The organism is Lewinella sp. (assembly GCF_050633125.1).
Taxonomy (GTDB): Bacteria; Bacteroidota; Bacteroidia; order Chitinophagales; family Saprospiraceae; genus Lewinella.
The window spans coordinates 1-13845 of the sequence record NZ_JBOEFX010000048.1 but is presented as its reverse complement, the minus strand read 5'-3'; the positions used below and the strand labels follow the sequence as shown (position 1 = coordinate 13845).

Sequence of the window (13845 nt, the reverse complement as noted above, 5' to 3'; positions counted from 1 at the left end):
TTGTGAAGTTCAAATGTAGGCAAAACGACGCACCTCTACGGGAAAAATATATTTTTTTCACAAGCGTAGGGTATTTAGCCAAGTTACGTTTGTTGGCGGGTAACGTATGTGATACTGAGTAGCAAAACCGCTACTCGGTGTATTTTACGTAGGTGAAGGGAAAGTGTTTTATTATTACTGTAGTATAAACACCATAATGTTGGTAAGCAAAACGTGGATTTAGTTGAGCGAAAACCCTTGGGTTTCGTTGCATGCGAAGAAACTAAGCTCGATAATTTTAAGTTCCTCTCTTTCGCACCAGGGTAAACTCGCTACCATTTCGCGGGCATGCCATTCGGTTTGGGCGGGGAGAATAGCCCACCAAAGACCTTCTTCTTCGGCGACAGCATATTGTAGGATAGCACCACTCAACAATAAACGATCGACAGCTACCGCTTGGGCGGTGGCTAGCTCTGTGCCCGACTCATAGGGCGGGGTGTAAGGGAGTTTGCAACGAACTAAAAAGTGAGCAGGTGTAAACATAATTGGTGTTTAGTAGCGCTTAGTAAGCCAGTAGTAAAGGTTGTACGAGTAGCTTTACCAACAAAGTTATTTTTTTTTATAATTTTCATTGAGAAAGGAAGCGTGATTGTCGGATAATTTACGTGGAAAGCACACTTTGTGTTTGCATTGGTCGTAAATTTGGCATTTCATTTTATTGATAATAATCCCAAAAATATGAAACGCATTTTTATCCTATTTGCTTTTGTATTCATCTCTTTCCTTTCTTTCGCACAAGATTATATCCCGGTTGTAATTAATGGGGAAGTGTTTTTTAGCACGGAATTAGAGACCGTGGAGGGTATTGTTCCTGCAGAAGTGACGGTAGCCAATTTCGAGAAAATTAATGGGCAACTCTATAATCGAGTATTTTTCAAGCGTAATTTGGAGGCGGATATGTTTATTGGCTATTTGCGGGAAGACCCCGGTGCCGGAGAAATCTATTTTCGTACGACAACCAATCCACAGGAGTATTTGGTATATGACATTAGCCTGGAAGTAGGCGAGAGTGTTGAGCTAAGTGCTCGTTGGTGTGATGGCCTGTCTGGTGATGTAGCTACAGTGGTGAGCGTAACCGAATCGGATGGCTTGCGCGAAGTCGTTTTTGACCGTGAAGTTGGTGATGACCAAATTTGTGAACCTCTCACCTTTATTGAAGGAGTAGGGCCCAGTGCCAGTTTAATTTTTCCCGTTTTTCGGACGGCTATTGCCGAAAACGGCGTAGCTCAAAACCTTTGTCATGCTTCTCATGAAGCGGTTATCTATTACCCCTCGGGTACGGATACGGACCTTTGTGGAGGTGGAATCACAAATACCGATGTTCTTTCGGTGATTGATGAAATAGAGGTGTTTCCTAATCCGGTGAGTAACATGCTTCAATTGAGGGGGCTGCCCGAGGGGAGCATCGTTACCGTAAATAATGGCTACGGTCAGGCGATGCCTGTAATCTTCAATGGTTCTAGTATTGATAGTAATAATTGGCCTGCGGGGCTGTATATAGTAGTGGTTGAGTTAGCTGAAGGTGGGCGCGTTCTGCGAAAGCTGGTGAAGCGGTAGGAGTGTTTTTTGAGTTTTTTGTATGATCGCTTTTATGCGATTGGATATGTTGATTGTATGATCGCACTAGTACGATCGGCTGTATATTGGAGTGCGTGTTTGCTACTTAATCGTACAATCGTATTGGTACGATTAGGTGCCCTGATCGCATGATCGCACTAGTACGATTAGGGTGCCTTTACAAAAAGAGGCGCTTTTTTTAGATGATTTTTTAAAAGTCCCAGATTTTGGGACTTTTAGGGCTTAGTATTGTGTGGTAATTATTTTTTAAACTTAAATAACGCACTTATGGCTCTCAAAAAAGATTTCAAATTCGGTGATGACCTCGTTGAACTTGCGGATTTCAATTTCGCTTTCGCTCATCCCGCTCGGATAGTTATTTTCAATATCCTTCAATCGGCCCCAACAGTCCCTTTCGAAAATTTTGCAAGGGTTATCCCGCTGAGCCAATCTACAATTTCTCAACATTTACAAATTTTCAAACGAGTTTACCTGATAAAGTCTCAAGAACTAGCTGATGGCAGGGTAGAGTATGCTCTTAATAGAGAGTGTTTTCAACATTATCAGGCGAATCTGTCGACAATGATTTTATCATCATTAGTGTAGTGGTGTTGTAGAGGTAGGTAGTGACCTGTAGGCGTAAATTTGGGGCGCATCGTATAATCGTATTGGTACGATTAGCGGGGGGGGATCTTGTTTTTACTACTTGAACGTACAATCGTATTGGTACGATTACATGCTCGATGTAATACTTTTCATTTGTTTCAAAACAAAATGAAAGATAGGTCGTTTTAATACTCTAACCAAGCATCAACCCTATGCGTGCCCACCTCCGACAACCAGGCGACACACAATTACAGGCTTATTTGACTGACCGTAGTCACCAATCTTTTTCCTATAAGGATATAGGGGCTAGCAAGGGGGAGTTTCCTGCCCATTACCAGCAGCACAGTAATCGTTTTTATTTGGGAGAAGGTCCTTCTTGCTGGCAACGTGCCAAAGATGCGATAGACCAATGGCAGCCATTCAATAATGGTTGGGCCATGGTGTTTCCTGGGGTAGCACCTATTGAAGAAAAGGTCGTTGTGGTGGTATGCTTCCGTATTTTGGGTATTTGGTGGAAGAATGCCTGTCGAATTGTGTATGTCGTCAATACTGACCACACTTATGGCTTTGCTTATGGAACATTGCCTGGCCATGTAGGACGGGGCGAGGAGTATTTTGGGGTAGAGCGCGATGAGGATGGGAAATGCTGGTTTGTGCTTAAAGCCTTCAGTCAGCCAGATTATTGGGGCGCCCGCTTGTTTCCTTGGTTTTTGCGTTGGCAACAGCAGCGGTTTGTACGTGCTGCGGCCATGCGTATGCAAGAAAGCGTACTCGCGAGGCATTAGTAGTAATCGATGTTCAACCAATGAAGATGGTAAAAGGAATCTTATCAAAGCTGCCCTGGGCTGCCATGTTACTGTTTGTCAGTAGCTGTTTGCTGCTGCCCATAAAAGCGCAATGGGGCCCTGCTTATTTGTATTGGATATTGTTGGCAGGGCCTGTTTTGTTTGTCCCTTGGGGCTTGGGATTGCTAACGGAACAGTGGCCTACTCAACAGCTGATGATTACTCGTTTGTTGCCGTTTTCAGGGCTAACGTTGGTTGCCGCTTTCTGTTTGCCCTCAGGGGGGATAGCGGCTGGTTTGGCTGGCCTATGGTTGCTGACGGTTATAGGAATAGGACTATGGGCGGTACGGCGATTTCGGGAATTACCCTTGGCTGGGTTGCTGGCCGTACTATTCCTAGGGATAGCTGCCGCTTGGGCTTTTGCTGATCGGTGGGGGTGGCAGCCGCTGGGGTTTGATCCCTTGATTGTATTGCTAACAGCTATCCACTTTCATTACGCGGGGTTTGCGCTGGCCTTGATGACGGCTTTGTTGCCGAAAAGTAGCTTGCAAGCAACCTTGAGTAAAGGGCTGGTAATAGGTGTAGGAGGTGTAGCGGTGGGGATTACGAGTACGCAGCTGCAAGGGCCGGTTTGGCTGGAGCTAACAGCTGTAACATTGATGGTCTTGATTGGCTGGGGAGTAGCAGTGTTGCAGTGGTATGAAGCAAGGAATGTACGGGGAATGGGGAGCAAGGTGCTATTGAGGGCAGGTAGTGTAGCGCTATTTTGTGGTTTGTTGCTGGCCTTGCTTTATGGTTGGCGGTTTGCTCATCAGTGGCCCTGGCTGACGATTCCGTGGATGTATGCCACGCATGGGGTGCTGAATTCGGTGGGCTTTACGCTGCTGACTTTTATGGGGAGAAGCATGAAGGAGGTATAGGGCACGGTGTGGGAATGCCCGCGCAAGCTGCCTGGAAGGCACGACCGGAGGGAGTGGCCCCGACCTATGAGGCACCATACTTGGTGTCTTATAGGTCGGGACGGAGCGAATAGCGAACCCTGTAAGGGAGCGACCCTCTCCGATGGATCGGGAGAGGGATGCGCCCAAAAAAGATTTAGGAACCAGTCGCTTGGTGCAGGATAAATTATAAACTACTGTATTTTTACAAAAAAAATTAAATACCTAAACGACGATGAAGAACTTGTTATTGGTAATGCTATTGATGTTTTCGCTGACCCTAGGTTATGGGCAAATAAAGGCCGTTACCGAAAACGGAGACGAGGTAACCTTGTACGATGACGGAACCTGGGCGTATGATGATATGGAGATGATGGCAGCATCGGAAATAATGATGAATCCTGAGACTTTTACGAAAGGGGAACGTGCCAGTTTTCTATTGAAGAGTAGTAAGAATGATTTTGGGTTTTATCTGAATCCGAAAGATTGGACCTTTATGAAGGACGGTAGCAACCCGGCTGCTGAGTATGAATTGCACCTGAAGTCGGGCGATTTGTACGGGATGATTATCTCTGAGCAATTGGAGATTCCACTAGAAACCCTTCGGGGGATTGCCCTGAGTACTGCCAAAGCAGCAGCGCCAGATTTGAAGATTGTCAAGGAAGAATACCGGATGGTGAATGGCTTGAAAGTACTGCACTTGCAAATGAACGGAACGATGCAGGGGATCAAGTTTTCGTACTACGGCTATTATTACTCTAACGAAAGTGGGACGGTGCAATACGTGACTTTTACCGCGCAGAACTTAATGGACAGCTACCGCGAGCAATGCGATGCGCTACTCAATGGCCTGGTAGTGATAGAAAAATAAGCAATGAAGGGAATAATAATGTTGCTGTTGATGGTGGGCCTGCTGGTAGGTTGTGGGCAGCCACCACCAGCTGCAGAGGAGGAGCCACCGCCAGTGCCCGTAAATGAAGACGATTTGCTGCTACGCTTGTCGGCCTATTTGAGTACAGATACGAGCAGGGCGGCACGTGAACAGAACGAGATTGTAGACTATGCGATTGAAAACCTGCTGGATGTGCAGGTGAGTAACTCTGGCTTGTTTTATGGTGTTCGGCAGGAGGGGAACGGTGAAGCTATAGCCTGGGGGGATTATCTGAAAGTACATTACAAGGGGTATCTGCTAGACGGTACCGTCTTTGCTGATTCGCGAGAACAAGATCGCCCGCTCTCGTTTTATGTAGGCAATATGATCCCGGCCTGGAATGAGGGGCTCGCTTATATAAAGGTAGGGGGGGAGCTGCTACTGCTTGTGCCCAGTCGTTTGGGCTACGGTGCTGATGGCTTGAAAACGAGTAAGGGGCGGGTGATTGTGCCGCCTTATCAGATATTGGCGTTTGAGGTGGAGGTACTGGAGAAGGAGGAGGATTAGTTTTCATCACATAGGCACATAGTTTTTATCTAAACCTTGTGTTTTGAACCATTAAAGGCACTTAATTTTTTCATCACATAGACATATAGTTTGGGTTTGTGGGGTTTGGTTTGTCTTAAAAGCTCCTTTGTGTCTATGTGATGAAAAGGTGTTTGGATTAGGTCTTATCACATAGGCACATAGTTTGAGTTTCTTGTTATTTTTACCGGAATGCTAACTACGAATCAGACTAACATGACTAATCGCTTATTCTTACTATTATTTTGTGGCTTGTTGTTTATAGGTGCGCAAGCCCAGAAGCAAGAGCTTACCTATTATCTACCTGACATTGCCTACGATCCTGCGATACCTACGCCGGAAGAATTTCTGGGCTGGCAGATTGGCGAATGGCATATCAGTCACGATCAGCAACTGGCTTATATGCGGATGTTGGCAGCGGCTTCGCCGCGAATCACGCTTACGGAGTATGCCCGTACGCATGAGCAGCGCCCCTTGGTGTACCTGACGATTACCAGTGTGGCGAACCATGCTGATTTGCCGACGCTGAAAGAGAGGCATGTTGCCTTAAGCAATTCTGAAGCTTCTGGTCGGGTGGATATTGGAAAGACGCCATTGGTTTTGTACCAAGGGTTTAGCATCCATGGTAATGAACCCAGCGGAGGGAATGCGGCGCCACTGGTAGCCTACTATTTGGCCGCCGGGCAGGGTGCTGAAATAGATGCTTTGCTGGATAATACAATCATTCTTTTTGATCCATGTTATAACCCTGATGGTTTTACCCGTTTTAGTACTTGGGCGAATATGCACAAGAACCTGAATCTGACTGCTGACCCGGCGGATCGGGAGTACGATGAAAGCTGGCCTGGTGGCCGTACCAATCATTATTGGTTTGACCTAAACCGCGACTGGCTGCCTGTGCAACACCCTGAGGGCCGTGGCCGGGTAGTGACCTTTCATGACTGGAAGCCCAATGTATTGACGGATCACCACGAAATGGGAACCAACTCTACCTTCTTCTTTATGCCTGGTGAGCCGAGTCGCGTACATCCACTAACCCCTGGCAAGAATCAACAACTGACGGGAGCTATTGGTAACTACCACGCCGAAGCACTGGATGGTATTGGGTCGCTCTACTACTCGGAAGAAGGCTACGATGATTATTACATTGGAAAAGGCTCTACCTATCCGGATGTGAATGGTTGTATAGGTATATTGTTTGAGCAAGCAAGCTCGCGCGGGCATTTGCAGGAAAGCGACAATGGTTTGCTTACTTTTCCATTTACTATCCGTAATCAAGTAAAAACAGCCTTGAGTACGCATGCTGCAGTTGTTGGGCTGAAGACGGACATTTTGAGTTACCAGCGCGATTTTTACCAGAATGCCCGCACCGAAGCGAAGGCTGATAGCCGGTTTGGGTATGTTTTTGGAACGGATGGCGATCCTAGTAGGGCTAATCACTTGATTGATATGTTGCTGACCCACAAAGTAGCTGTTCATCCGCTTGAAAAGGATGCACGCGCTGATGGAAAGACCTTTCGTGCAGGGGAGGCTTATGTGGTGCCTATGAATCAAGATCAGTACCGTTTTATCAAAGCTGTATTTGATCCTATTCTGGAATTTGAAGACAGCCTCTTTTACGATATCTCTACCTGGACGCTGCCGATGGCTTGTAATTTGCCGTACGCTAGTTTGAATAGTACACCTTCGGTAGGAGATGCTTTGACAGCAGTGCCGACGTTGTCGCCGACAACACCCGCTAGTAGCACTTACGCTTATCTTTTGCCTTGGAACGATTTTTATGCTCCTCGCTTGGCGTATTATTTAATGGATAAAGGCTTGCGCCTGAAAGTGACGACTGAGCCATCGGATGTCGGCGGAAATACCTATGCTGCGGGTACTGTTGTTCTTCCTGTGGTCAATCAGGGTGATTATTCTGCGGAGGAGATTCATGCATTGGTAAAAGAAGGCGTAGCGGAAACAGGTGTAGAAATGATACCGGTGAATACCGGACTCAGTTCGGCCGGGCCTGATTTGGGAAGTAGAAAGTACCACACCCTGGAAATGCCTAAAGTGGCCATTGTAGTAGGAGAGGGGGTGACGAGCTATGAAGCAGGGACCAATTGGCACTTGTTAGACCAGCGCTACCATATTCCTGTTACCAAATTGACGACTGAAAATATTGGGCGTACAGATCTTAGCCGCTACAATGTTATCATTTTACCCAATGGCAATTACCGCTTTGGTACCAGTGAGACGGCGAAAATTCAGGATTGGGTCGGTGCTGGTGGTACACTGATTGCCCAAAAAGGAGCCAATCGCTGGTGTGCTTCTAATAAATTGGCAGAATTGAATTCGATTAAAATAGATGGCGATAAAAGAGACCAACGCCCTTACGGTAAAATTGACCGGGACGGAGGAGGTCGGGTATTGGGTGGTGCTATTTTTAACACAGAAGTAGACCTCACGCATCCATTGCTCTATGGCTTTACGCGGACAGACTTTCCTGTTTTTCAGCGTGGGAACTTGTTTTATGAAGTGAGCAAGAACCCTTATGCTACGCCAATACGTTTTACCAATGATCCATTACTAAGTGGTTATGTACATCCTTCTAGCCTGGATGCATTGGAAGGGTCTGCCGCTGTTTTGGTAAGTGGCCGTGGCCGCGGACGCACTATTTCAATGATGCAAGAGCCTGCATTCCGGGCCTTCTGGTTTGGAACAAGTAAGCTCTTGGCAAATGCTATATTCTTTGGTTCCACCATTGATAGAGGCGCTTGTGAAGCCGTAAAATAAGAAAGAGACTAAAAAGAGACGGAAATAATTGACTAGTAATTGGTTTTACAAAAAATAAGTCTATCTTTGCCGTCCGAATTTGAATAGGAAATATTACCGCCATGAAGAAAGATATCCATCCCGATAATTACCGCCTCGTTGTTTTCCGTGACATCTCGGTTGACAAATCTTGGTTGTCGCACTCTTGCGCTCCTACCAGAGATACCGTAGAGTGGGAAGATGGCAAAGAATACCCACTAGTAAAAGTGGAAATTTCTAGTGAGTCTCATCCGTTTTTCACGGGTAAGATGAAATTTGTAGATACGGCTGGTCGTATCGACAAGTTCAACAAGAAATTTGCCAAATTTGCTAAGAAGTAAGGCTTCGATAATTATCTGGCTTGAAAGAAAAAGTCCTGATCAGCCATTGTGCTGCTTAGGACTTTTTTAATTTTGTAGTGTCGCTAAAGAAAAGGTGCTACCATGCGCCGTTTTTTAGGCAATAGTGACTGAAATTTTAAACATCCCATCCCTATGGCACACCTCATTCTGTTTGATAACGAAACCCGTGATCACCTTTTGCCGCTGACGTATACGCGCCCGGTAGGAGCACTGCGAGTAGGCATTCTCACCATTAATGAAAAATGGGAGCGGGTGATGGCTTGTCCGGTATCTTTTCTTACCCAGGATTATCTCAGTGAGAAATTTGAGATGGACTATGGTGAAGAAAACTACCTCATCAACGGCTCTTTATTGCCAACCCCACAGATGGTACGCCTCATCAAGCAGCTGGATTATAGCGAAGCTATCTTGCTAGACGGTGAGCTGCTGGCCACTAAACTGCGGGGCGAGCAGATTGAACAACTCATTAAGGATGAAGATTTTGGTGAACTTTCAGGCTATGAAGCCAAGAACACGGATATCCTTAAACTAAGAGGTGTCTATGATATTTTTCACCTGAATCAAGCTGCTATTGAGGCCGATTTTGCACTTCTGACCGAAGGGCGTACTTCTGCACCTTTGTCGGATACCAACCGTTTGGTGGGGCCTGCTGATCAGCTTTTTATAGAAAAAGGAGCCACGGTAGAATGTGCTATTCTTAATACCCAGAACGGCCCCATTTACATTGGTCGGAATGCCTTGATTATGGAAGGCAGTATGATTAGAGGAGCCTTTGCGATGGGAGAGGGGGCGGTCCTTAAAATGGGCGCTAAAATCTATGGTGCTACGACCCTTGGGCCAGGATGTAAGGTAGGAGGCGAGGTAAACAACGTCGTGTTTCAGGCTGACGCCAATAAGGGACACGACGGCTACTTGGGGAACTCTGTGATCGGGCAGTGGTGCAATATCGGTGCCGATACCAATTGCTCTAACCTCAAGAATACTTACGAAGAGATAAAACTTTGGAATTACCTCGAAGAGCGTTTTGTGAAAACAGGCTTACAATTTTGTGGCCTGATCATGGGCGATCACACCAAGGTGGGTATCAATACCATGTTTAATACCGGAACGGTAGTAGGCGTAGCGGCCAATATCTTTGGAGACGGATTTCCACGCAACTTTATCCCTTCATTTGCTTGGGGTGGTGCCAGTGGCTATTCTACTTACCGCACAAGTAAGGCTTTCGAAATGATGGAACGAGTGCTGGAGCGCCGAGGGATAGACCTGACCGTACAGGATCGCCTGATTTTGTTGCGGGTTTATGAAGACACCGCCAAGTACCGTCGTTGGGAAAAGAAGGACTAAGGAACAGCACTTTGTTTTCTATGTAATACTAATATGGAAAAAATACCCCGCTGGAAAATCTGGTTAAGCTACCTGCTGGAACTCCACGTGGAGAGTGCCGAAAGTGATTACAATCCCTACCTGTATGTAAGCCTCCGGCGTGGCCGTTACCAGCTTAGTACTGCCAATGCGGTATACTCTTACGGCGACCTTTATACCAACTTTTCCCGCACCTTTGCTCGCTGGAACTGGGAAAAGTATCCGATAGACGAAGCGTTAATTTTAGGGCTAGGCCTGGGTAGTATCCCGGTGATCCTGGAGCAAACGCATGGGCAATCGTGCCAAATTACAGCAGTAGAAATTGACGAAGTAGTCCTAGATCTGGCCCAGCGCTATGTTTTGGATAAATTGCAGAACCCGCAGCAAATGATCGTCGCGGATGCAGCCATCGCCGTGCAGCAATTGCCAGATGAAAGCTACGACTTATTGTGTGTAGATATATTTGATGATGACCTTGTTCCTGAAGTATTCGAGACGGTCACCTTCCTAGAAAATGTAAAAGCGCTGCTTCGCCCAGGCGGCGTACTACTCTTCAATCGCTTGGCTGCTAACCCAAAGGACGAACAACTGAGCAAGCAATTCTTTGAAGATACCTTCCTGAGCGTTTTCCCCGAAGGATATTGCCTCGATGTCGGCGGAAACTACATGCTGGTGAGCAACAAGGAAGCGGTGATTTTATGACATAGTCACAGAGATTTTCAAAAGAGGGCCCTATCTGCGAATTATAACTATGTGTCTATGTGTTGACCTCCTCTGTTCTGTTTTATCACATAGTCACAGAGATTTTCAAAAGAGGGTCCTATCTGCGAATTACAACTATGTGTCTATGTGTTGACCTCCTCTGTTCTGTTTTATCACATAGTCACAGAGATTTTCAAAAGAAGGTCCTATCTGCGAATTATAACTATGTGTCTATGTGTTGAATTCCTCTGTTCTGTTTTATCACATAGTCATAGAGATTTTTCCAGGAAATACCCCTCCTAGCAACATGAATTTATGTGTCTATGCGGTAAACCCCCAAATCCCCACTTGTTTTTTACAACATAGCGCCCTAGATTACCTATTTTTGGGCATTGCTATAAAATTAATCCGCATGCCAGCCTCTGAGAAAAAACAATGTATCGTTTGTGGGGATGAAATGACGGGCCGGCAGGATAAACGCTTCTGTTCCGATAATTGTCGTAGTACTTATCATAACCGCCAGAATAGTAGTCAGACCAACTTTGTGCGGAAGGTGAACGGTGTTTTGCGAAAAAATCGACGTATTCTCGCTAGCCTAAATCCCGATGGTAAAGCCTCTTTGCACAGAGATAAACTACTGGAAAACGGCTTCAATTTTCGATATTTTACCAACGAATATGTGACCCGCAAGGGGACGGTATACCGTTTTGTGTATGATCAGGGGTATACCGAACGGGAAAATGGCTACCTGACTTTGGTCATTCGCCAGGAGTATGTTGAATAAATAAATCTTTTCTGAATGCTAATCAAGGCTTGTTGGCAAGGTGTTACTACCATTTCTTTGTGGGTGTTTTTATTGCTGAGTATCACACTCGTGGCCCAAGAGGACAGTACTGCCTTTCGGCCACAAACCTACTTGGGTGTTCAGTATGGCATGAATTGGAACACCGTTATGTTTTCTCCCCAAATAGACCAGGCGACGCTGGTGGCCAATCGTGTTGGAGCGGTGTTTCGCTATGTAGGACAGGCTCACCTGGGGATACAACTAGAAGTAGCTTACGATCAGCGGGGCTGGGCCGAAACGCTGGAAGGTATAGCAGCCGACTACACCAGAGAGATTGATTACCTGGAGTTTGCGGCCTTTTCGCATATAAGTATTGGCAACGGTACAGTCAGGCCACTTGTATTGTTGGGGTCGTACCTGAGTTACCCTGTTGGGCAAACAGAGACCATCCCCACCAGTTTGGATGCCAGCCTTTACCAGGATTACTACCAAGAACTGCTCCCCGAGCGTATCCAATACGGCTTGGCTGGCGGTCTGGGGCTAGAGGTGTTTCTAGATCGTTTAACGCTGCAGTTGGATGGTAGATACCGCTCTTCACTCGGAGGTATTTTCTCTTCCTCAGATAATCGATTTATCTTTTCCAATAGCCAAGGCTTCACTGCTCAGGCGAGTGTGCTTTTTCGTGTTTTTGGTGGTAAATAAGTCGCTTTAAATCCATTGTTATGTTATCTAACCATCGATCCTCTCGTACCCTTTTTCGATCTACATTCCTCATTTATGTGGCCCTAACGTTGGGGCAGATAGTGTTCAGCTTATTCATCGTTTTTCTAATTACACAGCCCGACCGAGACCTAAAAGAGGGCTCTGATTACCCTTTTTTGGGTTTATTAGTTGTCTTTCTGGCAGCCGGAGCAGCTTGGTTTGTCAACAAGCTCCGTAAAGACCAGTTGTCCAAACTTCGCTTCAACCACGATGGCAAACTGTTGCACTACCGTACCTCGGTCATCATGCGTTCCGCCATGGTAGAGGCCGGCAACCTCTTCTGCCTGATCCTGGCGCTACTGGAAGGCAGCCTTACCCCCATGCTCTATTTTTGTGTCGGAATGGTCATTTTCCTCTATTTTAGACCTCAGCTTGCCGAGCTGGTGCAGCTCTATGGCATGAATGAAGAGGAACGCCAACGGCTGGAAAGGCAGTTGAAAAACAGAACATAAGGAACAGAGAAATGAAAACCATCTTGCTCAGGGGCAACAACCAAGGGGTGTATTACAATCCTACCGAGGGACTTGCCTGGGCATCAACCAATTTACCAACGGAAGCTTTCCGTTTTCGGGAACACGAGCCGATCTACTGGCGGGTCAGGATGTGTGCCTACCAAAAAGAAACACAACTTTTGGAAGTAGAGGTACTGGATTATGAGGCGGGTTTTATGGAAGATTTTGAAAAACAAAGCCCCAGGCAACCGATCGGCACCTTGCAGTTTCGCCCTTTGTCACCGCAGGCTTTCAAGGCTAACCTCTCCTATTATGATGGCCTCCGGCTGGCGATGATACTGGCCAATACGGAGCCTGAACAACCAGCATCCAAGGTGATTTGGACCAAGCCACGCGAGGAATGGGAAATCGAAATGCACTGGGAACCAACAGATCCTTCCCCTCCGCCGCTAGAAAAACCCGCCAGTATTCATCTCCATTTTCAAGAACGGATCCAGGAGTTGAGCTTTTCGGGCCATCAATCACCGACATGCCGGCTCCAATTTTGTCGACGGTTTCCCCCGCTGGAGGAATCTTTTGCTGGAGCAATTGGTTTAAAAGCATCACTAAATTCTCTTTTCCTATCTTTGCCCCATGAATAAGAAATGGACACGTATCCTCCTCGTGCTGGGCATTATTGCCGCCAACATTGGCTTGGATCAATGGACAAAAGTGTGGGCCCGAAATACATTGCAGTTTCGCCCAATGGAATCCTATTGGAATGACTTCTTTCGCCTGATTTATGTCGAAAACAGAGGCGCTTTTCTCAGCCTCGGCTCCGATCTCTCTGATTGGGTTCGGACCCTGGTGCTTCACCTTTTTCCTGCTGTTCTTTTAGGCGCGCTCACGCTCTACGCCATGTTTTCCAAGGCTCTCAATAAGTGGCAAATAGTAGGCATGAGCTTTATTATTGGTGGCGGTATCAGCAATGTCTACGACCGCATCCTCTATTCTGCCGTGACCGACTTTATGAATATGGGCCTGTTTGGCTTGCGTACAGGTATCTTCAATTTTGCGGATGTTTCCATTATGGTAGGCCTGGGTATAATGCTCCCTTTCGCATTCAAGAAAGACCCCGAAGGCGAACCTGTCTTGGAAGAAGAAACAGGCGAGCCCACGATCTAAGATCATCTAAGACCATTATCATGGGCCCTGCCTGCGTGCCTTGGCACCGGGTCATCCGCTTTCATGCAGTGCTGCGCATTGCA

At 46.5% G+C, this 13845-nt stretch carries 16 protein-coding genes; 15 read left to right on the top strand and 1 reads right to left on the bottom strand.

Annotated features, from left to right (window positions below; genetic code table 11):
• Window positions 1-219: 219 nt before the first annotated feature.
• Entirely contained in the window at window positions 220-522 is a 303-nt protein-coding gene (locus ACRBG0_RS11315) for a hypothetical protein (RefSeq protein WP_020536006.1), read from the bottom strand.
• A gap of 195 nt (window positions 523-717) precedes the next feature.
• Between ACRBG0_RS11315 and ACRBG0_RS11310 the strand changes: the two genes are divergently transcribed.
• From ACRBG0_RS11310 to lspA, 15 genes are all read left to right on the top strand, one after another.
• A complete protein-coding gene (locus ACRBG0_RS11310) occupies window positions 718-1596 on the top strand; it encodes a T9SS type A sorting domain-containing protein (RefSeq protein ID WP_431486997.1) in 879 nt (292 codons plus the stop codon).
• A 288-nt stretch (window positions 1597-1884) separates the two neighbouring features.
• Window positions 1885-2202 (top strand): ArsR/SmtB family transcription factor, encoded by a 318-nt coding sequence (locus ACRBG0_RS11305; RefSeq protein WP_431486996.1) that lies wholly within the window; start codon window positions 1885-1887, stop codon window positions 2200-2202.
• 212 nt (window positions 2203-2414) lie between these two features.
• Window positions 2415-2987, top strand: a complete 573-nt coding sequence (locus tag ACRBG0_RS11300; RefSeq protein ID WP_431486995.1) for a DUF1990 family protein — start codon at window positions 2415-2417, stop codon at window positions 2985-2987.
• Between the two features lie 26 nt (window positions 2988-3013).
• Window positions 3014-3907 carry a YndJ family transporter gene (locus ACRBG0_RS11295; RefSeq protein WP_431486994.1) on the top strand — a complete coding sequence of 298 codons (894 nt, stop codon included), beginning with the start codon at window positions 3014-3016 and terminating at the stop codon, window positions 3905-3907.
• A 253-nt stretch (window positions 3908-4160) separates the two neighbouring features.
• Window positions 4161-4796, top strand: a complete 636-nt coding sequence (locus tag ACRBG0_RS11290; protein ID WP_431486993.1) for a hypothetical protein — start codon at window positions 4161-4163, stop codon at window positions 4794-4796.
• Window positions 4797-4799: 3 nt separating this feature from the next.
• Window positions 4800-5363: an FKBP-type peptidyl-prolyl cis-trans isomerase gene (locus tag ACRBG0_RS11285; protein ID WP_431486992.1), complete on the top strand. Its 564-nt coding sequence runs from the start codon at window positions 4800-4802 to the stop codon at window positions 5361-5363.
• Between the two features lie 234 nt (window positions 5364-5597).
• A complete protein-coding gene (locus tag ACRBG0_RS11280) occupies window positions 5598-8156 on the top strand; it encodes a M14 family metallopeptidase (protein ID WP_431486991.1) in 2559 nt (852 codons plus the stop codon).
• Between the two features lie 101 nt (window positions 8157-8257).
• Complete coding sequence (locus ACRBG0_RS11275; protein WP_020536078.1) at window positions 8258-8515, top strand: type B 50S ribosomal protein L31; 258 nt, start codon at window positions 8258-8260, stop codon at window positions 8513-8515.
• Between the two features lie 153 nt (window positions 8516-8668).
• Window positions 8669-9880 carry a GlmU family protein gene (locus tag ACRBG0_RS11270; RefSeq protein WP_431486990.1) on the top strand — a complete coding sequence of 404 codons (1212 nt, stop codon included), beginning with the start codon at window positions 8669-8671 and terminating at the stop codon, window positions 9878-9880.
• Window positions 9881-9913: 33 nt separating this feature from the next.
• Window positions 9914-10600 (top strand): spermidine synthase, encoded by a 687-nt coding sequence (locus ACRBG0_RS11265; RefSeq protein ID WP_431486989.1) that lies wholly within the window; start codon window positions 9914-9916, stop codon window positions 10598-10600.
• A 412-nt stretch (window positions 10601-11012) separates the two neighbouring features.
• Window positions 11013-11384 carry a hypothetical protein gene (locus ACRBG0_RS11260; RefSeq protein WP_431486988.1) on the top strand — a complete coding sequence of 124 codons (372 nt, stop codon included), beginning with the start codon at window positions 11013-11015 and terminating at the stop codon, window positions 11382-11384.
• Between the two features lie 15 nt (window positions 11385-11399).
• On the top strand, window positions 11400-12086 hold the full coding sequence (locus tag ACRBG0_RS11255; RefSeq protein WP_431486987.1) for a porin family protein: 687 nt from the start codon (window positions 11400-11402) through the stop codon (window positions 12084-12086).
• A gap of 20 nt (window positions 12087-12106) precedes the next feature.
• The gene (locus ACRBG0_RS11250) at window positions 12107-12598 is read left to right on the top strand and encodes a hypothetical protein (RefSeq protein ID WP_431486986.1); all 492 of its coding nucleotides are present in this window, start codon (window positions 12107-12109) and stop codon (window positions 12596-12598) included.
• A gap of 11 nt (window positions 12599-12609) precedes the next feature.
• A complete protein-coding gene (locus ACRBG0_RS11245) occupies window positions 12610-13239 on the top strand; it encodes a hypothetical protein (RefSeq protein ID WP_431486985.1) in 630 nt (209 codons plus the stop codon).
• Window positions 13232-13762: a signal peptidase II gene (gene lspA / locus ACRBG0_RS11240; protein ID WP_431486984.1), complete on the top strand. Its 531-nt coding sequence runs from the start codon at window positions 13232-13234 to the stop codon at window positions 13760-13762. The genes ACRBG0_RS11245 and lspA overlap by 8 nt, the downstream gene beginning before the upstream one ends.
• The last annotated feature ends 83 nt before the right edge of the window (window positions 13763-13845 follow it).